Source organism: Borrelia recurrentis A1 (genome assembly GCF_000019705.1).
Lineage (GTDB): Bacteria > Spirochaetota > Spirochaetia > Borreliales > Borreliaceae > Borrelia > Borrelia duttonii.
The window spans coordinates 759,046-780,971 of record NC_011244.1; the positions used below are offsets into that span (position 1 = coordinate 759,046).

A 21,926-nucleotide genomic window follows, 5' to 3' on the forward strand; every position below is an offset into this window, starting at 1 on the left:
TACGTTTGTTGATGTTTAAGGAGACAAAGATATGGCTGTTCCAAAATTTAAGCCTTCAAAGTCTAGAAGTAGGACGAGGCGCAGTATAAATATGAGGAAAAAAATTCCTCAATTTCAGGAATGTTCAAATTGCGGTAACCTGGCAATAAGGCATAGAATATGTGCAAAGTGTGGTTATTATCGAAATAGTCAATACTTAGAATTAGGATTATAGTTTGAACGAGGAATGTTTGTTTATGGATCAAAATGAGATTTTTAAAAAGGTTAGGTCTATTATATCCGAGCAGCTTGACAAGAAAGAAGATGAGATTACTATGGAATCTAGGTTTGTTGAAGATCTTGGTGCAGACAGTCTAGATATTTATGAGCTTTTATATTTACTTGAAGAAGCATTTGATGATAAAATTCCAGAAAATGAAGCTAGCGAGTTTGAGACTATAGGTGATGTTGTTGCTTTTATTGAAAAGAAGAAGGGTTAACTATAATGGGTTCTTCAGTAGTGAAGTTGGATGTGGATCGAAAACAAAAGTTAAATGAGTTTTTAATGGGTCTGCATATTGATTTTAATGACATTTATTTGTTAAATATGTCTTTAAGTCATTCATCATATGCAAATGAATTTGATCAGAAATATGCTAATAATGAGAGATTGGAATTTTTGGGAGATTCTGTTCTTAATCTTATTATTACAGATTATTTGTATAAATTTTATCCTGATAAGAGTGAAGGTGAGCTTAGTAAAGCTAGGTCTTATATTGTTAGTGAAGATTCTCTTTCTAGTATTGCTCGAGAACTTAATCTTGGTAATTATATTTTGCTTGGTAGAGGTGAAGAAAATAATGATGGACGTAATAAGAAAGGCATTCTTGCAGATGCTATTGAAGCTTTTGTAGGTGCACTTTATCTTGATGGGGGCTTTTCAAAAGCCTCTACTTTTGTGGTAGAACTTTTTGAAGTACATATAAGGTTAATGTTTAATCGTGGTGATTTTAAAGATTATAAAAGTTTATTGCAAGAATATGTTCAAAAAAAATATAAAATTTCACCAAGTTATAAATTGGCTAAAGAATTAGGCCCTGATCATAATAAGATTTTTTGTGTTGAACTTTATGTTAATGATAAATTTGTATCTAATGGCAAAGGAAAGTCTAAAAAAGAGGCTGAGATGATAGCAGCTGAAATGGCACTTAAAAATATTGTGAATATTGATCTTTAATCTTTTGAAGCAAAATTTCTTTCTTATTTAATTTAGGCTCTATTAGTACTTCATTAAGTAGATGATTGAGAATTATACCAGTGTTTTTGTGGGTTCTTAATTGGAACTTTTTAACATCGTTGCCATTTATTTGCAATTCTTTTAAAGATAATGGATCTCTTAACAGCTTATTATTTTTAATCTTGTTTGTTATAAATTTAAACTTGTTGTTTTTTCCTTTAAGGGCTTTATATATATCAAGTGTTTCTTTATAATTTTCTCTGGTAGTTTTGCTTAAAAAAATTCTAATATGATATAATTTTTTTGGATTTAATTTATGAATTGCGTTGATAGTTGTTTTATATAATAATATTAGTTTAATGTCTTTGTTTGAAAACTTGAGTAATTTTAAGTTTTGTTTTAAATTTGATATGTCTTGTTTTATAGTAAAAATAACTATTGCTTTTAAATAAAATTTATTTTTATTTAAAAGAGTAATTTTTTTTATTAATTTTTTGTTTATTTCTATGTTAAAAAAGTATTTAAAAAAATTTATTTTTTGTAAATATTTGATTCCCTTTGTTGGATTTTCTCCCTCTAAAAGTTTAATAAATTCATTATTGATTCTTTCTTTTGATAGAAATAAAATATTGTTTTTTTTGTATTTCATGGAAATTAATGTATTCTTATCAATTGTGAAATTCAGTGTGGATGCAAATCTTGCAGCTCTAAGAATTCTAAGAGCATCTTCTTCAAATCGTTTATTTGGATTTCCTATGCATTTTATTATTTTTTTATTAAGATCTTGTTGTCCATTGTAGTAATCTATTATTTCGAAGTTAAGTGTATGCATTGCGATTGCATTTATTGTGAAGTCCCGTCTTTTTAAGTCTTCCTTTAAATTTTTTGTAAATTTTATTTGTTTAGGAGAGCGTTTGTTTTCATAATCTATGTCTATTCTATAAGTTGTGATTTCAAAAATTTTTTTATTAAAGATTATACTTATTGTTCCATGTTTTATTCCTGTTTGTATATTTTTTGGAAATAATTTCATTATTTCTTTTGGAGTTGCATTTGTTGTAAAATCAAAATCATAAGGTATCTTTTTAAGAAGTAAGTCTCTTAATGCGCCTCCTACTAGGAAAAATTCATAGTTATGGTTATTAAAGATTTGACTAATTTTTATTATATCTTTAGTGTTATTACCTAGATTCATATAGAAATATATTATAGTTGAAATACTATTTTTTCTAAGGTTAAGATAAGGTTTTAGTTTATTCTTAAATATCATAAAATAATATTTATTCGATTTATATTAAATATTTATAAATGGGGTTTTATGGACAAGAGTAATGTTAGTGTATATGATTCTATTGATAAACTTTCAAGAGATTCAAGGGCTAAATTGATAAGAGAAATTAAAAAAAATTAAGTTTAAATTCTTCGGTATTATCTTTGAATAGTTCTAATTATTTAGATTCAGATTCTGCTGTTCAGGTTGATGATTTTCTCTCTAAAAAATTTATGGAAGAATCTTTTTGGATAAGAATATGGATATATATCTTAAGTTTTTTTCAGAGAGATCGAACTAAAGAAGATGTTTATAAAATATATCTTCTTAAAAACTTAGAAAGGCGTGTGAATAATATGTACAAGAATTCTGTGATAGATTTTAGAAAAGGTTATTTACGGGTAGGTTTTGTAGAAATGTTTTTTGAGTTTTATTGTCACTTGGTAAAACTTAAAGGATATTTTAGGATGTTAGAGTCAGATAATATTGTGGAACAGGCGATGTTTGAGATTATTCAAGGTAAAATACCTAACTCTAAAAGCAAGATGGAAGATTTTTTAGAATCTGAAGAATATGAGCAATTTGTAAAAAAAGATAAGAGTCAAAAAGAGTTAGACGAGATTATTAAGGTAAAGATTAGTAATTATATTAGTTCAATACCTTCGCAAATTTATGTGGTTGTAGAAGAGATGTTTGAATTTTTTTATATTTTAAATAGTGTTGCATTTTTTCCTTATAAATCTTTTTTTTCTTTCTTTGATATTGAACTTTTAGATGATAAGGATAATTTTGATATTGCTGATCTTGATGGGACAATTAGTACTAGCTTTGAGAGTGTTGATAAATATTTTAAATGTTTTTGTGAGATTGTGCATACGTTAAGAGATGTTGTAATAAATGAAGAGGTGTTAAAAATTATTATTAAAAATTATTTTTTGATAGTAAAATCAAATGAAAATGGGATTTTAAATGAAGAGAACCTTTTGGATGTCGATTCTATTTTTAAAAATATGTTGGGTATTATTATAAAACTTATTAATTTGTCAAAAACCTTGCCTTATTTAGATGTTTTTAAAATTTATTATGAAAATCCAGTGTTAACACCAAAAAAATATGTTCCTTGTTTTGATGTTCGAAGTTTTTATGAAAATATTTTATTTTTAAATGTTAGTGAACAACTTGTTGAGAATTATTCTAAATCCGTTACATCTATGGCAACTAAGGAACTTAAAAGTTTAATTAAAAATTATAATGTCATTATGAATTTAGATAAGATAATTTTTAAAGGATTAGATCTTGACTATTCAGTTTTTAAGAAACTTTACTTTATGAATGAATTTTTCAAATGTATTTATGATGTGAGAATGATGGAAGTTCTTAAAACTGTAAACAATGTAGTACTTGCTCATAATACTGATTTAAGAAGTTTGTATATTAAGCTTGAGAGAGATATCAATATATTGAGAAAAGAAATTTATGATTTATATTTTGAGCTTAATTATCGAAATGGAGAGTATGAAAATTATAATAGCGAAGATTATAGCAGTGATGATTCTTATAGAGATAAAACTTTAGAATGGTGCTTAAAGGAGGTTGAAACAATTAAAAGGTTAGTATTTAAGTTTATATCTTGTTTTGTTGATCTTAGGGAAAAATATATTGCTCTTTTGGATAATAATAATGCTTTTATACAAAGTGCTCTTAATATGTTTAATAAATTATCAACAGAAGATAATGTTAAAATCAGTTTAAGTTATGTTATTAATAATATGTTGCTTATCGTTAAGCAAGCTCTTTTTGTGCTTGAAAATTTATAGTTTATTATGAAAAACTATAAATCAAATGATTTGATAAAATTATCTTCACTTCTTATTAGGGTTTTGGTAATAGTTTTATTTCTTAATTCTATACTTAGTTTTTTTATGTTTTTAGCTGGTGCTTATAATATTTTTATGCATTCTTTTCAAAAATTTTCTCTTGAGTTTACAATTGTATTAAGTTCTGTTTCTTTTGGTCTTGAGATTACTAGAGCGATATTTTTTTATGTATTTAGAGGACGAAAATTTAAACATTGTGTTATTTTGATTTTGAGTTTTGTTATTTGTTTTTGTTCTTTTTTTATAAAAGTTTTTCTTGATTAGGTAGTTGATTTATTTTAAATTTACTATTGACTAATGTATTTTATTTTTATAAACTAACCATTAACTTTATTATGCCGACTTAGCTCAGTCAGGCCAGAGCAGCGGTCTTGTAAACCGCTGGCCGTCGGTTCGAATCCGACAGTCGGCTTTATGGGGCGGTACCGAAGTGGTTAACCGGGGCAGACTGTAAATCTGTTGGCTTTGCCTACGTGGGTTCGAATCCCACCCTCCCCACTTTAAAGGTTATATAGTTTGTCTAAATGTTTTGGGAGGTCTTGTTTTATCATTTAGAGTATAGCTTTAATGTTAAGGTTAATGCATCTTAAAGTATTTTGATATTCATTGTAGTAAAATTAATTTAATATTTATAGATTATATTTTGTAGGGATAATGTGTTTTTTGTTTATTCTTTAGTTGAAGGTATGTAGACGTTATTTTCTTCTTTTAAAAGAGATTTTGTATTCTTATGGTAATAAAAAAGATTTTTATTTCCCTTTTTGTGTTTTTGCTTTTATTATTCATTTTTTTATCTTTCTTATATTTTTTAAATTCTTCTCCTCTTAAATCTGATTTGGTATATGAATTTGAAATTCAAAAGGGATGGGGGGTTAAAAAAATTGCTTGGGAGCTTAAGAGAAAGGATTTAATTAGATCTGCTAAATTATTGATAGCAATTTCTTATTTTCTTGGTAGTGATAAAAACTTTAGAGAAGGCAAGTATTTGATTAATGGTTATTGTTCGACTTTTGATGTTTATAAAGAGTTTTTAAAAGGAAGACCTATACTTCCTATTAATATTACTATACCTGAAGGGTATACTGGTAGAAGAATAGCTTTAAAATTGAATGAATCAGGTATTATTAGCAATGTACAAAGTTTTATTGATTTAATCAATGATGTTAACTTTGTTAATGAACTTGGACTTGAGTATGATTCTGTTGAGGGATTTTTATTTCCAGATACTTATAAGTTTTATAAAGGTATGGATATGAAAGAAATAATTAGAGTTTTTGTTAGCAACTTTTTTAACAAACTTTATTCTATTGGTATAGATTATAAATCGTATTCTAGTAAGGATCTTTATGATAAAGTTATTATTGCGTCTATTGTTGAACGTGAATATAGAGTTAAAAATGAAGCACCAATAATGGCATCTGTTTTTTATAATAGAATAAAATCTAATATGGCATTGCAATCTTGTGCTACAATTGAGTATATTATTACTGAAGAGTTAAATAAGCCCCATCCCACAAGAATTTATTTTTCAGATTTAGAGATTAATTCTCAATATAATACTTATATTAATAAAGGTTATCCTCCAGGACCAATTGCTAATGCTGGAATTGTATCTTTAACAGCAGCCTTTTTCCCAGATAATACAAATTATTTGTTTTTTGTTATAAAAGATCCTAAAGTCGGGACACATAAGTTTTCTTCGGTTTATAGTGATCACCTTTTAGCTGCAAATAGTTATATTCGTAGTTTTATTACTAAGGATTAAATACAATATGGAATATGCTAAAATCATAGATTTAATTAAACAAAGAGTAGATATTGTTAATATAATAAGTGAACATGTTTCGTTGGTTAAATCAGGAGCTTTTTATAAAGGTCTTTGTCCTTTTCATGCTGAGAGAACACCTTCTTTTACTATAACCCCTTCTCAAGGACTTTTTTATTGTTTTGGATGCAAAAAAGGGGGAGATGTTGTTAAATTTTTAATGGATATTGAAAAACTTAATTACAATGATGCTGTTGATTCTTTGTGCACTAAAATAGGAATTGAATATGATAGTGCTACAAGAAGTATGGGAATTAAACGTAAAATTCATGATAAGACATTAATTTCAGAGATATATAATTTAAATGCTAAGTTAATTAAAGTTTTTGTATTTTTTTTAAATAATAATCAAAAAATTTTGAGTTATATTTTTCAAGAGAGGAGAATATCAAGAGAGATTGTTGATTTGTTTAATATTGGTTATTTATTATGTGATGTTGTAGGTAAGTCAAGTTTTTATGATTTTTTAGTCTCAAAAGGATATTCTAGTAGTATTTTAAGTAAGAGTGGTTTGTTTGCTAGTCGAAGGGAAAAGTTTTCAATTTTGTCTGGAAGATTAATCTTTCCAATTAAAGACTTTAAAGGAAATGTGGTAGGATTTGGAGGTAGAATTTTAGGTAAAAATAATGGCTCTAAATATATTAATTTAAGTGAAACAAGAGTTTTTAAAAAAAGAGAGTTACTTTATGGGTTTTATGAAGGCCTTTCTATGATTAAGGAAACTAGATCTATCATTTTAACGGAAGGATATATCGATGTTCTTGCATTCTTTACAGCGGGTATCAAGATAGCCGTTTCTACACTTGGTACTTCTTTTTCAACACAACATCTTGCTTTAATTAAGAGATATGCCGATAAAATACTAATATGTTTTGATGATGACATGGCTGGACTTGTAGCTACTTTTAAAGCATATCAAATTTGTTTGCCTTTTAATATTGATGTAAGTGTAATTAGGATGAAATATGGAGTTGATCCTGCAGATGTTTTAAAGAATAAGGGTGTTTCTGTTTTAAGTAATATGGTTAATGATAGCTGTGATGCTTTTGAATATCTTTTAGAAAAATATTCTCTAAAATATGATTTAAATAAAACTACAGATTTAAACAGTATGGTTAATTTGTTTATAAATTTGATAGGTCTATCAAGTACTAATACACAAAGAGATCTTCTATTGTTAAAACTTGAGAGTAAATTAGGTGTTAAATTGGAAACTTTAAGAAAAGATTATTATAGTATGAGAGAAAAGAAAGCAATTGCTAGCTATAAGAAGAATGCATGTTCTTATGAGGTAAATACCTATGAGAGATATTTATTGGTTGCCTTATTGAAAGACTTTAATTATTTTACTATAATAAGGCGTAATATTAATGATAGTGACTTGTATGATATTGATGTAAAAAAAATTTTTGTATGTTTTGAAAATTTGTTTGATAATAATAAGAGTTTTTCATTGTTTAATTTAAAAGAATTATTAAAAAATAAATATGGTAGTATTAGTGAAATTTTTTTTGAAAATATGTTACGAGTAGAGTTTGAAGTGGATGATGAGATGGTTAAGCAAATTTTGTTTGCAATTAAAAAGAGAAAAGTAGAAAATAGAATTTTGGCATTTAAAGAGATGATCAAAAATTATGTTTCGATAGATGCTAAAGCCCAGATAAGAGAATTGATGTTTTTAAATATGCAAAGAGAAAATCTGAGGATATATTTAAATGAATAGTGTAGATAATAAAGACTTGCAGGCTTTTAAGAAAAAAAATTCAAAATTAATAAAGACTATTTTAAATTATTTGGGAGATAAAAAGGAAATTACTTTTGAGGACCTATCAACTTTTTTATCAGGAGATATGTTAGAGCCTGATAATATTGATTGTATTTATGGAATTCTTGAAAATGAGGGGATAGGTTTGATTAATGAAAAAATAGGGTCAGATATTTGTGATGTTGATGAACTTGATGAGGCAAGTAAGCTTGATAGTCAATGTATGATGTTAGATGATGCTATTCAGGTTGATGATGAGCTTGATGATAAATTGGATGATTTTGATGATGAAGTTTTAGACAAAGAAGATTATAATTCAGGATACATTAAGAGTGGTTTATTAAAAGATAGTAATTCTGAGGATCCAATAAGACTTTATTTAAAAGAAATAGGAAAAGAGTTTTTATTAACTGGAAATCAAGAAGTAGAACTTGCAAAACAAATGGATTCTGGGGAGAGTATAATTGAAAATATTCTTAAGAACGAGGGATTAGTTATAGAGAATTATTATAATTTGGTTAATGCTATTTATTCAAGAGTTGACAAAGAGGAATTTTTTAAAAAAGATAGAGAAAGGGAAAAAGATAATAATTTTGATTATTATAACAAAAAAAAAAGAATTACTTCATTTTACAAATCTTTGTTAAAGCCATTCCAGGATCGTCTAGTCAAGTATGTTGAGAGAAAGCATAGATTATATGAACTTGGTGAGGATATTTTTGAAGAGAGTATTACTAATGAGAGATTACAGATAAAAGAGCTTCTTAAGTCGATTCCTTTATATCAGGAGGAATTACGTCTGTTTTCAGATGATTATATTGATTCTGCTAGCAAGATAAAAGATTTAAAGAGGCAACAAAAATCTATACTGGATAGATTGAAAATAGATAAGGTGCGAAATCTTAGAATTCTTGGCAGGGATTTGGCTATTCCTGAGAAGAGAGAGAGAATAGAAAAATCTTTAAATATTAGGGAAGATTTAATTAAGGAACAAATTACAGAAGCTCAACTTGCTCAAAAAGAACTTGAGAGGATTGAGATGTATTATGAATATCCAATGGATAAGATAATAAGTATGTCAGAAGAGATCCTTAAGGGTAAACAAATGATGCAACATGCAAAGGATCAATTAATTAAAGCTAATTTGAGACTTGTTGTAAGTATTGCTAAAAAATATGCTAATAGAGGTTTACATTTCTTTGATCTTGTTCAAGAGGGTAATATTGGTCTAATTAAAGCGGTTGAAAAATTTGAGTATAAAAGGGGATTTAAGTTTTCTACTTATGCTACATGGTGGATTCGTCAGGCAATAACAAGATCAATATCAGATCAGGCACGTACCATTCGTGTACCTGTACATATGATTGAACAGATAAATAGACTTAATAGGGAAACAAGATATTTAGTTCAGATTTTAGGTAAAGATCCAACAGATGAAGAGTTATCAATTAGGCTTGGTTGGGATCTCAAAAAAGTAAAAACCGTAAAGAATGTTTCAAGAGAACCTGTTTCACTTGAAACACCAATTGGAGAAGAAGAGGATTCTGTGCTTAGTGATTTTATTGAAGATAAGGCGATTAAAAATCCAGCAAAGCATACATCTTTTGTTATATTACAGGATCAAATAAGGGCAGTTCTTGGAACTTTGCCAGAGAGAGAACAAGAAGTTGTTAAGATGAGATTTGGTCTTGAGGATGGATATTCTTTAACTCTTGAAGAAGTGGGATTATATTTTAATGTTACAAGAGAGAGAATTAGACAAATTGAGTCTAAAGCCTTGAGGAGACTTAAGAATCCAAAAAAAACCCAGAAACTTAAAGATTATTTGGAAGATTTAAATTGAATAAGGAGGTCTTCGTGGAGAGTAATATTGATATATTGAGAAATCTTGAAGGTATATATAAGTCTAAATTTGAACTTGAAGAACGCCAAAGGAATATTCCTAAATATTTGCAAACTAAAAAAGTTCAAATTGATGGACTTGTTGAGACTTTTGCCGAATTGCAATTACGATTTAAGGAATATCAAAAAGAAGATGCATCTTTGAAATTAGATATTCAAGATATTAATGTAAGAAAGAGCAAGGCTGAAGAGAAAATTGATAGTATTAAGACTCAAAGGGAGTATGAGGCTCTTGAAAAAGAATTGCAAACTATTATTGATGATGAAGTTGCTATTAGAAAGAAGATGACACATATTACTGGGCTTAAGACTAAAGTAGACAGGGAAATAGCCGATGTTAAGAGTAAACTTGAGATTGAGCAAAATATTTATGCTGTTGAGAGTAATGATCTTGAAAATGAACTTTTAGAAATTGTCAAAAAACTTGATTCTATAAAAAGTGAAGAAGAAAAATATTCTTCTCGTATGGATGAGGACTTTTTATTTAAATTTCAAAGAATTATTCGCAATAAATCCAATGGAGTTGTACCTTTAATTGACAGTGTTTGTAAGGGTTGTCATATGATACTTCCTGTGGAATTTGCAAATAAGGTGAGGCGTGAACCAGATGATATTAAGTTTTGTCCTTATTGTAGTAGAATACTTTATTATCAGGATAAATTTGAAGTTGGGTTGGGGATGGTTCCTGGTGGTTTAGCAGATCTTATAGAATAATATTTTAAAATTTATGTGTGTATTTGAAGTTGATATCCAGTCATCGCTTAATATACTGTATTTCAGTATCTTGAGAGGAAAGTCCGAGCTCCAATAAGAGCATAATGCTAGGTAATGCCTAGGAGTTGAAAGACTTAAGATAGTGTCACAGAAAATTACCGCCTTAGGGTAAGGGTGAAAAGGTGAGGTAAGAGCTCACCGCTTATTTAGTGATAAATAAGGTCAAGACAAACCTCATTAGGAGCAAAATCAAGTAAACAAGCTTCCTTAGCTCTTGAGGATATGCTTGTGGGTAGATTGCATGATTTTTTCAGTGATGGAAAAACAAGATAGATGATGACATAATACAGAACTCGGCTTATGGATATCAACTTAAATTTTTTAGAGAATCTTTATGGGAATCAATTATTTGAAATTTATTTTTTATTTTGTTATAAGTTTATCACTTGTATTCTTTCTTTTTTTTATTTTATCTTATTTAAAAGCTTTTTCTAATTCTTATTTAAAAGCAGGTCCTACCGAGGTAAATTTGCTTGTTTTATGGGAGAATAAGGAGTACAAAGAAATAATAGATTATGCTGAGAATGGTATTAAAGAAAATAAATTTGATTTTAATCTAAATTTACTTCTTGGATTTTCGTATTTTTATTATTCTTTAATGTTAAATGATAGTTATTTAAAAAATCAATTTTTGGATAACGCAATAGAAAGATTGAGGTTTTTAATGTCTATTAATGATGATGTTCCTATGAGTTCACTTTATTATATTTTGGGAAAAGCTTATTCTCATAAGGGTGAGTATTATAGTGATCTTTCTGTTAAATATTTAAATAAGTCTTTATATGCAAGTAGTTTTGATTTTGTAAATGTAAAAAAAGATATTTTTGAGTATTTGGGGTATTCTTATCAACTTTTAAGAGATTATAATTCTAGTTTAAAATTTTTTGAAAAGGCTTATAGAGAAAATAAATCTGATCTTATTCTTTGGAGTTTGGCATATGTTAATTATAAGGCAGGAGATATTGATAAGAGTATTGAATATATAAATAAATTTTTAGAAGAAGAGCATGGATCATTAAAAGGAGATAAGCGAGATGATAATTTAGTGCAAAAGGTATATTTACTTTATGGAAATATTTATTTTGAGAGAAGTGCTTATGAGGATGCCTTTAATTGCTATGATAAAGTCTTGAAAATTAATAGTTTAAATCCTAATGTTTATGTTAAAATAGGAGACATATATAGAAAAAGAGATAAAGATTATCCTAAGGCTAGAAAATATTGGCGAGAAGCATTAAGCATTAATCCTTATTTAGAAGAAGCAAGGGAAAGGCTTAAAATTAGCCCGGAGGATTTTTAGAGGGAGATTGATTTGAATTTTTTTAAATCTTTTTTGATAGATATTGGTATTGATCTTGGTACATGCAATACTTTGGTTTACATTAAGGATTATGGTGTAGTTATGAGTGAACCTTCGGTAGTTGCTATTGATGTTAATAAGAATAATAGGGTGGTAGCTGTTGGTCGTAATGCAAAGAAGATGCTTTGGAAAACACCAGAGAATATTAAGGCAGTAAGACCACTTCGTGATGGTGTTATTGCTGATATTGAGAATACAGAAAAAATGATTCGGTATTTTATAGGTCAGATTTTTTCTCGAAAAAAATTATTTTTTAAACCAAGAATGGTAATAGGAGTTCCAACTTGTATTACTGAAGTTGAGAGAAGAGCTGTAAAAGAGAGTGCAATGAATGCTGGTGCTCGTGAGGTTAAAGTTATTGAAGAATCTCTTGCAGCTGCTATTGGATCTGATATTCCTATTTTTGAGCCAACAGGTCATATGGTATGCGATATTGGAGGAGGAACTACCGAAATATCAGTTATTTCTCTTGGTGGTATGGTTGTAAGTAGAGCTATTAGAACAGGTGGTGATGAATTTGATGAGAGTATCATTAAATATATGAGGAATGCTCATAATATTATTATTGGACAACAAACAGCTGAAAAATTAAAAATTAAAATAGGTAATGTTTATCCAGATACTCATAATTTGAAAATAGAGACAATAGATATTAAAGGAACAGATGCTGTTACGGGTCTTCCTAGAAAGCAAATTATTGATTCTATGGAAGTAAGAGAGTCTTTGCAAGAACCTATTAGTACCGTTGTTGATGAGGTTAAGAGAACTCTTGGGGCAACTCCTCCGGAGCTTGCAACTGATATTGTTGAGCGTGGCATTATATTAACAGGAGGTGGGGCTCTTCTTAAAGGACTTAGTAGGCTTTTATCAAAGGAAACAGGAGTTCCAGTTTACGTTGCGGATAATCCTCTTTTATCTGTAGCTGTTGGAGCTGGTCTATTTTATGATTATGCTAATAGAATAGATATTAGTAAAAATATATATAGTTTTATTAATGAATAAATATGAAGTTTCTTGTTAATTTCAGGGATTTTATTAAAGTAATAACTGTATTAATATTTGCTACTATTCTTATGTTTTATGATACAAATGGTTCTAGGGTGAAGAAAAGAGATGATTTTTTTATTTTTACTTTAAATTCATATATTCAAAGGAATATGTATGAATTTTTTAATTTTGTCTCTAGTATTTTTAAAGCAATAAATGAATATAAAGATTATGGTGAGACTATAGAAGCTTATAAGAAGCGCATACAACAACTTGAGATAGTTATTCAGAATGTTCAAGTATTAAGACAAGAAAATTCTAGACTTAAAGAACAACTTGAATTTTATTCGGAACATTCTAATGTTTTTATTTCCGCCGAGATAATTTATCTAAATTATGCAAATATTTCATCTCTAATGGCAATTAACAAAGGTTATAATGATGGTGTTCAAAAAGATATGATAGCCGTTGCTTATCAAGATGGATTTAGTGGTCTTGTTGGCAAAGTTGTCAAAGTTTATGCAAATACTTCAAGAATCTTACCTTTAACCAGTTATGAAAATTTTGTTTCTGCGAGAATTCAAAATAGTAAATTTATAGGTCTTGTTGAAGGTAAGGGATATGGTGAGGTTCTTGAGATGAATTATGTTAATAAATTGGCTGAAAATTTTTTGAAAGTTGGGGATTCTGTTGTTACGGCTGGTTTTAGTGATTATCCTGGTGGCATTTATATAGGTAAAATTACTCATTTTGATGTTCTTGAATATAATTCGCTTTTGAGTATTAAAATTGAACCCATAATAATTTTAGATAAATTAGAATATGTGTTTTTGATTAAGGGTGATGAGAGGATGAAAAATTGATATGTTTTATATTGTATTATATTATTAGCGTGCTTTTGGGACAAATTTTTCAATATTATTGTGATATAGGTTTTTCTTTTTCAGTAGATATATTTTTAATTATTTTAATTTTTAATTCTTTAAATTTTGCTTTTAATGTAGGTTTGATTTCAAGTATTTTACATGGTTTTATTATGGAATATTTTAATGGATTGCCACTTGGTTTTTTTGTATTTTGTTATGTTTTAGTATTTTATCTGCTCTATAAAATCAAGATAGTTGTTCCAAAAAGTATGTTTAGTGTAACAATGTTTTTTATTTTTTCAAAATTTATTATTTGGTTTGTAGCAATGATTTTTGCAGATTTTGTTGATCTTAAAGGTTTTAATTATTCAATATTTGATCTAAATCTTATTATCAATATAGTATTTTTAAATTTTTTATATCCAATTTTAAATTATTTCACAAGGAGTTTTTATACTATTAGGGAGGAATATTAATTAAAATGAAACTTGTTTCGGGTATTAGATATAAGTTTGGAATGTTTCTTCTATCTTTCGTTTTTTTTTCTTACCTTTTTACTTTATTTAAGATGCAGATTGGAAAACATTTGTTTTATGATAGGGAAGCAACAGTTCTTTTATCTAGAGTTGAAAAGGTTAGTGCTTCAAGAGGAGAGATCTTAGATTCAAATTTTAATGTTCTTGCAAATAATCTTACAGTTTTTGTTTTAAAGATTAGCTTGGAACAATATTATAGTATGTCTGTTAAAGATAGAGATGAAATGTTAAATTTTTTATCAGATATTTTAGGTATTGATAGGGAACCTATTCTTTCTAAAATTGAGGCTACTAGAGGGTATTTAAAGGATGTGGAAATAATTGAACTTAATCCAGAAATGTTATTTAGGATTGCTGAGAAGAGAAGTTATTATCCTGCTCTTTTGTGGACATATTCATTTAAAAGGAATTATTTGGTAGATGATTCTTATTCTCATCCTATTGGATATGTTGGTAGGATTAATCAGAGGGAATTACGTGCTTTTTATAATGTTAAAGGATATGATAACAATTCTACAATAGGAAAATTAGGAGTTGAGCAAATTTATGATAGTTATATTAGAGGAAAAGAAGGTTTAATTAAATATAGAGTAGATTCTAGAGAAAGAAAAATAGATAGTGGTTCTATTATCGAGCATATGATACCTGGTCATAATATTGTTTTAAATATTAATAAAGATATTCAGATGCTTGCTAAGAATACTTTAGGTAAGAGATATGGAACTGTAGTGGTATTAAAGCCTTCAACAGGAGGTGTTATGGCGTTGCATAATTATCCTTATTATTCAATGAATGATGTTTATAATAAACATTCTAGAGAGGATTATTCGTTTTTAAATAGAGCAATCCAGTCGGTTTATCCACCTGCATCTATTTTTAAACTGGTTATGGCTACGGCTTTGTTAGAAGAACAAGTTTTAGATAAAAATAAAAAACTTCATTGTCAGGGCTATTTTAGGGTGGGAAATAGAATGTTTCATTGTTGGAATCGTGTTGGGCATGGTTATGTTGATTTAGAGCATGCTGTTGCTCATTCATGTAATGTTTATTTTTATATGGTGGGACTTAAATATCTTGGTGTTGAGAGAATAGTTAAATATGCAAAAGAATATGGTTTTGGGGAAAAAACAGAGATTGATTTACCAAATGAAGTTTCTGGACTTCTTCCAAGTCCAGAATGGAAAGAGAAAACTTTCAGTCAACCTTGGGTAGGAGGTGATACTGTTAATTTTTCAATAGGTCAAGGCTTTTTAAATGCTACTCCTATTCAGATTGTAAATATGGTAGCTATGATTGCCAATGAAGGTGTTATTTATAAACCAAGAATTGTTAGTAAAATTTTAAATGGTAATACTAATGAAGTCATTCTTGAAAATGTTCCTGAAGTTCTTAGAAAAACAAATATTATTAGTAAACGTACTTTTAGACTTTTGAAAAAATATATGAGAAATGTTGTAACTTATGGTACTGCTAAAAATTCGGTTTTAACAAAAGCTGTTGAAGTTGTAGGTAAGACAGGTACAGGACAAACGGGTGTTATTGGGGTTGAAAATAGTTCTTTTGTTGGTCTTGCTCCTTATAATGAAGTATCGAGTAAACAAATTGTTATTTTTAGTTTTGTTGAGGGAAGAAGTAATGCAGGTATGTGGCCTGCTAAATCTGTAGATTTAATGATGCAAGGAATTTTTGCTAAACAGAGTTATGAAGATATTCTTAGAGAATATAAACCATGGTATATTAGGTAAAATATGGCTGTTTTTAGAAAAAGTTATGATAGTTTGACATTATTTAGTTTAGTAATGATATCTTTTATTGGGATTTTGCTTATATATTCCAGTGATTATACTTCTAATGGTTCTTTAATGAAAATAGAGTATATTAAACAGATTATATGGGTTATTGGTGGGTTTTTTGTAATTTTTGTAGTAGGAAGGTATGATCTTAAGATCATATATGGTATGGTTTATCCTTTATATTCTTTATTAGTTATTTCTTTGATTTTTACTGCTGTTTTTGGTATTACTGTTAATGGAGCTAAATCTTGGATTGGGATTTGGAAATTAGGTGGACAACCTTCAGAATTTGGGAAAATTATTGTTATTTTAACTCTTGCCAAATTTTATAGTAGTAAAAATGAATATCATAATTTCTTTGCTTTTGTTTTTGCATTTATTATAATTTTACCTGTTATTCTATTTGTATTCTTGCAGCCTGATTTTGGTACAGCTATAGTTTATTTGAATATGTTTATCTTTATTTCTTTCTTTGCTGGTGTAGATATACACTATATTTTATATTTTACTTTAACAGGATTTTTATCATTTATTTTTGTAGTATTGCCTGTTTGGTATGAATATAAAGCGGATATGGGTAATACATTATATTTAATCTTTTCTAATAATTTTTATTTTAAGGTAGCTTTTTTGGTATTGGCCTTGATATTTTTATCCTCTGTTATAGGTTTTTTTATTTCAAAATATAACTTGAATATTAGGCTTATTTATTTTTATATATCATTTGTGAGTTCTATTTTGTTAATAGCAGCTTTTTGTTCTAAATTTCTGTCAAAATTTATGAAGCCTTATCAAATTAAGAGATTTTTAGTTTTCTTAGATCCAAATATTGATCTTAAAGGTGCTGGTTGGAATTTAAATCAGGTAAAGATTGCCATTGGTTCTGGAGGTATTTTGGGTAAGGGATTTTTAAAAGGTCCTTATACTCATGCAAATTATGTTCCGTCTCAAAGTACAGATTTTATTTTTTCAATTCTTGCTGAAGAATTTGGTTTTTTAGGGGTAAGTCTTGTTTTAATATTATTTTTCCTTATTTTTTTTAGGATTTTAATAATAATGGATAAAAGCAAAGATAGATATATGTCTTTAATTCTTGCTGGTGTATTGTGTCTTTTATTTTTTCATACAGCTTTTAATATTGGTATGTCTTTAGGTCTCTTACCGATTACAGGTATACCTTTGCCTTTTCTATCTTATGGTGGTTCATCTACTATTACTTTCTTTTTGGCTATGGCTCTTTACTTTAATATTGAATCTATAGTAACTATGGACTGATAAATTTATATTCTTTTCTTATTATTTTATCTGTTTTTTTAATAAATTTTTTTGTATATTGTATTGAGAAGATTTGTTGTTTATCTATGATTTTTTAAGTTATGAATTTATTATAATGTTTTCATACTGCAAATTTTAAAGTTTATAAGGTGTTGTTATGGGTGAAAAATTAGATAAGGATAGTATTCTTTATAAGAAGAGACATTCGATTGCACATGTTATGGCAGAAGCTGTTCTTGAATTATTTCCAAATACTAAGATTGCTATAGGACCTCCAATTAAAGATGGTTTTTATTATGATTTTGATTTTGAAAAGCACATATCAGAAGATGATCTTTTATTAATAGAACATAAAATGAGAGAAATTTTAAAGACGGGCAGTCCTTTTATAAGAGAAGTTATAACCAGAGAACAGGCGTTAGTGCTTTTTAAAGATGAACCTTATAAGATAGATTTAATTCAAAATTTTGATGTTACAGATGAGATTACAATATATAAGAGTCATAAATTTACGGATCTTTGTAGAGGTCCTCATGTTGATAATATGAATAAGCTTGATCCAAAAGCATTTAAATTAACTAGTATAGCTGGTGCTTATTGGCGTGGCAATGAAAGAAATAAAATGTTAAGTCGTATTTATGGAACTTTATGGAATAACGAAAAGGACTTAAAAGCATATCTGAAATTACAAGAAGAGATAAAAAAGAGAGATCATAGAAAGCTTGGTCGTGAACTTAATTTGTTTTCTGTTCATGATGAGATAGGACCTGGTCTTATTTTTTTCCATCCACATGGTGCTAGAATAAGGGCTTTAATAGAGAATTTTTGGCGAGAAGAGCATTTTAAGAATGGTTATGATATACTTTTTACTCCTCATATTGGTAAATCGTGGCTTTGGGAAACTTCTGGTCATTTAGATTTTTATAAAGAGAGCATGTTTGAAAAAATTGAGATGGATAGAAGTGATTATTATGTTAAGCCTATGAATTGTCCATTTCATATTGCAATTTATAATACTGATAAGCATTCTTATAGAGATTTGCCATTTAGGTGGGCTGAACTTGGTACTGTCTATCGTTATGAGAAGATAGGTGCGATTCATGGTACTATGCGTGTTAGAGGTTTTACGCAAGATGATGCACACATTATATGTACTTATGAGCAAGTGAATTTTGAAGTTAGAGAGGTTTTACGTTTTGCGATTGATATGTGGAATAAATTTGGATTTACCAATTTAAAGGCATATCTTTCAACAAAACCTGAAAAAGCTGTGGGGGATGATGATGATTGGCAAATGGCTGTTAAAGTTTTAGAGAAAGCCTTGATTGATTTTAATATCGATTTTGATATTGATGAAGGCGGAGGAGCTTTTTATGGGCCCAAAATTGATCTTAAGATAATTGATTCTCTTGGAAGAGCATGGCAAATGACTACAATTCAATTTGATTTTAATCTTCCTGTAAGATTTAAGATGACTTATACTGCAGAAGACGGCAAAGAAAAGAGACCCTTTATGATTCATAGAGCGCTTCTTGGTTCTATTGAAAGATTTTTTGGAATTTTAGTGGAGCATTATGGTGGAGCATTTCCTGTATGGTTGGCTCCTCTGCAAGTTGTAATTATTCCTGTAAATAGCATTGTAGAAGAATATGCATTAGAAGTATTGTCTAGATTTCAAAATGAAGGAATTAGAATAAAATTTGATAATTATTATAATATGAGAATGAATGCAAAAATTAGACAATACCAGTCAAAAAAAGTTCCCTATATGTTTATTATTGGAGAGAGAGAGGTGGTAGAAGGAAAAATTTCAATTAGAACTAGAACAAATGAGCAAATTAATGGACTTGAGCTTAAAGAAGCTCTTGAATTTGTGAAGTTAAAGATAAGTAATAAGGAGATCTTATAGCTTGCATAGTAAAAAAATAATTACTCCAAATAAAATAACTTTTCTTAGAATTATATTATCGTTTGTTATTTTATTTATATTATGTTTTGAATATTTGTGGAATTCTTATTTAATTTTAAGTTTAATTTGGTTTTTAATTATTTTTAATGAAATTACAGATATTATTGATGGATATATTGCTAGAAAATATGGTTTAATTAGCAATGTAGGTAAAATTTTAGATCCCTATGCAGATGTGTTGCAACATTTTACATATTTTGTTTTTTTCTTTTATAAAGGTATTACTCCGTATTATTTTTTTGTGATATTTGTATATCGTGAACTTTCTGTTGGTGTTATTAGGAATTTAATTATTCAATTTAATATAATCCAGCAAGCCAGAATTTCAGGTAAGATAAAATCGTTATTTTATGCTATTGCTGTATTTGCTAGTCTTTTGCTTTATACTTTTGACAAGTTGAAAATTGTTACTTTTGTTGATTGTTTTATTAGTTCAATTTTAAATTTAACTTTTAGTTTTTCTTCTATTGTTGCAATAATATATGTTATTTCTACTTTTATAACTATCATATCATTAATTGATTATGTCATGATATTTTTGGATCTTGGCAAGTATGAGAAGTAATTTATTATTAATATTTATTTGTTTGTTTAGTAATTTTTATTCTTATGCTGATGTAAAGCAAATGTTGACCGAAGTTAAGCCTTTAAGCATTTCAAGCAAGAATGGAAAAGGAAGCATTTATTTAAAAGTTGACAAGTCTTCTGATTATATTTTGACTTTTGATGTCGCTTTGGGGACAGATTTTGTATATATGGTATATGACGTTTTTAATAAAAAAAATATAACAGATAAGATAAGAAAAAATGATGTTAAACTTACATTGCAAAAGGACGTTCTTTATGCTGTAATTTATGTTACATCAGAGAATGTAAACATTAATTTTACTCTTAATGATTTAGATTTATCAATAATTGGTGGTAGTTCTTTAAAGGCCAAAACATCTAATATAAAAAAACAAAATAAAACTTTTTTATTAAGAGATTTGCCAAGTTTTAAGTTAAGTTCAAGGCTTAAAAAATATATTTTAAAAACCTATAAGCGTAATATTTATGTTGCATATCAAATGGAAAATAATGATACTATTAAAGTTGCTTCATTTATTGAAAATATTGGTTGGTTTGATATCAGTACTGCTGTTAATGATAATATTACCGATATTTCATGTTTTGATTTTGCGATTAATTCTAAAGGGGAATTATATATTGTATTTACGACTAAGAGTACCAGTGATTTTCCTAGTGAACTTATAGTTCGAAAATTTAATAGTCGAAAGTGGATTGATGTTAGTCCTAAATTGAGAGACAATGTTGGTTTTTTAGTAAATATTAGTGTTGATCATAAGGACAATTTGTATGTAGCTTATTTGAAAAAAATTGGTTATGAATATAAAGTTAATTTTATTGTAAATAGGGGATATGGAACTACTTGGAATAGTATTATAGATTCTAATGTGTTTAAAGGTACTGCTGATGTTGACGTCTTAAGTATTGGTGTTATTTCTGAACCTTTTTTAGGAATTTTTTACAATTATAAATTAAATGATTATATGAATTCTGAATTTATTATTGATAAAGGGAAAACTTGGTCGAATGTAAATATACAATCTGTAAATATGGCAAATTCTGTTAAAATTTTATCTGATGTTAAATCAGATCAGATTATTTTAAGTTATGTAACAAAAGATAGACCTATTGTTAGTATATCTACTCTTCAATGTGATAAATGGCAAAATGTAAGTCCAAATATTAAAATTAAAGGAGTAGTTAGTGATATTTTAAAATATAGTAATGATTTGTTATTAACGTTTGAAGATGATAATAATGTGAGACTTATTTATTTAAATTCCAATAATTGGTATTTTTTAAATGAATATGAAATTTTTCAAAAATCTGCTTGCAAACCTCAATTTGCACAATATCAAAAAAAAGGATTTGTATTGTCATGTTTAAGCTTAGATTTTAAAGTTTTATTTCTTAAGTTGATTAGATAATAGTTCAAAGTATGATTTTTTTTCAATATTGTTTTGTAGTTTAAAGTCTTGTATTGTTTTGTAAATTTCTTGCTTGGCAAGATTTAATTCATTTTTATTGTCAATTATTTTTTCGATTTCTAGAAAAAATCCAAGATTCTGAATTTCGTTAACTTCTATATTTAAATTGTCTTTTTTATAAATAAGACTTTTTTTAATCTTTTTATATAAAATTTTAAAATCCAATTCTTTTATAAAAGATATAAAATTGTCTATTTTGTCTACTTTAAATTCAATTTCTTTGTTTATTTCTATATCTTTTTCTAAAGATTTGATTTTAAATGTTATAATTTTTTTTGAGATATTCGATTCTCTTATTCTAATGATTTTTTTTGAATTAAAATAATAAATATCATTTTTAATTTCTTCTTTAATAAATTGAAATTTTTGATTAGCCAATTTTACGATTTTTTTTACTCTGTTTTTTGGAATAAAAGCTTTTAGTTCAACTTCAAACATATATTAAAAATAATAAAAT

20 protein-coding genes, 2 tRNA genes and 1 other RNA gene are annotated in these 21,926 nt (G+C 27.4%); 21 read left to right on the forward strand and 2 right to left on the reverse strand.

What is annotated here, in order from left to right:
- The first annotated feature begins 31 nt into the window (after positions 1–31).
- Genes rpmF through rnc form a run of 3 tightly spaced genes read left to right on the forward strand, consistent with a single transcriptional unit; the run spans position 32 to position 1,216 of the window.
- A complete protein-coding gene (rpmF, locus tag BRE_RS03560; RefSeq protein ID WP_012538442.1) occupies positions 32–214 on the forward strand; it encodes a 50S ribosomal protein L32 in 183 nt (60 codons plus the stop codon).
- Between the two features lie 22 nt (positions 215–236).
- Entirely contained in the window at positions 237–479 is a 243-nt protein-coding gene (acpP, locus tag BRE_RS03565) for an acyl carrier protein (protein ID WP_014696523.1), read from the forward strand.
- A gap of 5 nt (positions 480–484) precedes the next feature.
- A complete protein-coding gene (gene rnc / locus BRE_RS03570) occupies positions 485–1,216 on the forward strand; it encodes a ribonuclease III (protein ID WP_012538444.1) in 732 nt (243 codons plus the stop codon).
- Here the strand turns inward: rnc and BRE_RS03575 are convergent.
- Entirely contained in the window at positions 1,188–2,411 is a 1,224-nt protein-coding gene (locus tag BRE_RS03575) for a CCA tRNA nucleotidyltransferase (protein WP_041178155.1), read from the reverse strand. The genes rnc and BRE_RS03575 overlap by 29 nt on opposite strands.
- A gap of 239 nt (positions 2,412–2,650) precedes the next feature.
- Between BRE_RS03575 and BRE_RS03580 the strand changes: the two genes are divergently transcribed.
- From BRE_RS03580 to BRE_RS03660, 18 genes are all read left to right on the forward strand, one after another.
- Entirely contained in the window at positions 2,651–4,303 is a 1,653-nt protein-coding gene (locus BRE_RS03580; RefSeq protein ID WP_012539104.1) for a hypothetical protein, read from the forward strand.
- A gap of 6 nt (positions 4,304–4,309) precedes the next feature.
- Positions 4,310–4,627, forward strand: coding sequence for a hypothetical protein (locus BRE_RS03585; RefSeq protein WP_012538447.1), 318 nt, complete (start codon positions 4,310–4,312; stop codon positions 4,625–4,627).
- Positions 4,628–4,700: 73 nt separating this feature from the next.
- Positions 4,701–4,775, forward strand: a tRNA-Thr gene (locus BRE_RS03590).
- A 4-nt stretch (positions 4,776–4,779) separates the two neighbouring features.
- A tRNA-Tyr gene (locus BRE_RS03595) sits at positions 4,780–4,861 on the forward strand.
- Between the two features lie 226 nt (positions 4,862–5,087).
- A complete protein-coding gene (gene mltG / locus BRE_RS03600) occupies positions 5,088–6,128 on the forward strand; it encodes an endolytic transglycosylase MltG (RefSeq protein WP_041178156.1) in 1,041 nt (346 codons plus the stop codon).
- 7 nt (positions 6,129–6,135) lie between these two features.
- Positions 6,136–7,911, forward strand: a complete 1,776-nt coding sequence (dnaG, locus tag BRE_RS03605; protein ID WP_012539106.1) for a DNA primase — start codon at positions 6,136–6,138, stop codon at positions 7,909–7,911.
- On the forward strand, positions 7,904–9,796 hold the full coding sequence (gene rpoD / locus BRE_RS03610) for an RNA polymerase sigma factor RpoD (RefSeq protein ID WP_012539107.1): 1,893 nt from the start codon (positions 7,904–7,906) through the stop codon (positions 9,794–9,796). Before dnaG ends, rpoD begins: the two co-directional genes overlap by 8 nt.
- Before the next feature lie 14 nt (positions 9,797–9,810).
- Positions 9,811–10,569: a zinc ribbon domain-containing protein gene (locus BRE_RS03615; protein WP_041177745.1), complete on the forward strand. Its 759-nt coding sequence runs from the start codon at positions 9,811–9,813 to the stop codon at positions 10,567–10,569.
- A gap of 28 nt (positions 10,570–10,597) precedes the next feature.
- An RNA gene (gene rnpB, locus BRE_RS05850) (RNase P RNA component class A) lies at positions 10,598–10,945 on the forward strand.
- Positions 10,946–10,963: 18 nt separating this feature from the next.
- On the forward strand, positions 10,964–11,929 hold the full coding sequence (locus BRE_RS03620) for a tetratricopeptide repeat protein (RefSeq protein WP_012539108.1): 966 nt from the start codon (positions 10,964–10,966) through the stop codon (positions 11,927–11,929).
- A gap of 12 nt (positions 11,930–11,941) precedes the next feature.
- Entirely contained in the window at positions 11,942–12,991 is a 1,050-nt protein-coding gene (locus tag BRE_RS03625) for a rod shape-determining protein (protein ID WP_012538453.1), read from the forward strand.
- Between the two features lie 2 nt (positions 12,992–12,993).
- A complete protein-coding gene (mreC, locus tag BRE_RS03630; RefSeq protein WP_012539109.1) occupies positions 12,994–13,839 on the forward strand; it encodes a rod shape-determining protein MreC in 846 nt (281 codons plus the stop codon).
- Positions 13,836–14,318, forward strand: coding sequence for a hypothetical protein (locus BRE_RS03635; protein ID WP_012539110.1), 483 nt, complete (start codon positions 13,836–13,838; stop codon positions 14,316–14,318). The genes mreC and BRE_RS03635 overlap by 4 nt, the downstream gene beginning before the upstream one ends.
- Before the next feature lie 5 nt (positions 14,319–14,323).
- Positions 14,324–16,123 (forward strand): penicillin-binding protein 2, encoded by a 1,800-nt coding sequence (gene mrdA, locus BRE_RS03640; protein WP_012539111.1) that lies wholly within the window; start codon positions 14,324–14,326, stop codon positions 16,121–16,123.
- 3 nt (positions 16,124–16,126) lie between these two features.
- Positions 16,127–17,446 carry a rod shape-determining protein RodA gene (gene rodA / locus BRE_RS03645; RefSeq protein WP_012538457.1) on the forward strand — a complete coding sequence of 440 codons (1,320 nt, stop codon included), beginning with the start codon at positions 16,127–16,129 and terminating at the stop codon, positions 17,444–17,446.
- A gap of 157 nt (positions 17,447–17,603) precedes the next feature.
- A complete protein-coding gene (gene thrS / locus BRE_RS03650) occupies positions 17,604–19,355 on the forward strand; it encodes a threonine--tRNA ligase (RefSeq protein ID WP_012539112.1) in 1,752 nt (583 codons plus the stop codon).
- 1 nt (position 19,356) lies between these two features.
- A complete protein-coding gene (pgsA, locus tag BRE_RS03655) occupies positions 19,357–19,980 on the forward strand; it encodes a CDP-diacylglycerol--glycerol-3-phosphate 3-phosphatidyltransferase (RefSeq protein ID WP_012539113.1) in 624 nt (207 codons plus the stop codon).
- Positions 19,970–21,409, forward strand: a complete 1,440-nt coding sequence (locus BRE_RS03660) for a hypothetical protein (protein WP_041178157.1) — start codon at positions 19,970–19,972, stop codon at positions 21,407–21,409. Before pgsA ends, BRE_RS03660 begins: the two co-directional genes overlap by 11 nt.
- On the opposite strand, the gene cyaB is transcribed toward BRE_RS03660, so the two are convergent.
- Entirely contained in the window at positions 21,386–21,907 is a 522-nt protein-coding gene (cyaB, locus tag BRE_RS03665) for a class IV adenylate cyclase (protein WP_012539115.1), read from the reverse strand. The genes BRE_RS03660 and cyaB overlap by 24 nt on opposite strands.
- Positions 21,908–21,926 lie beyond the last annotated feature (19 nt).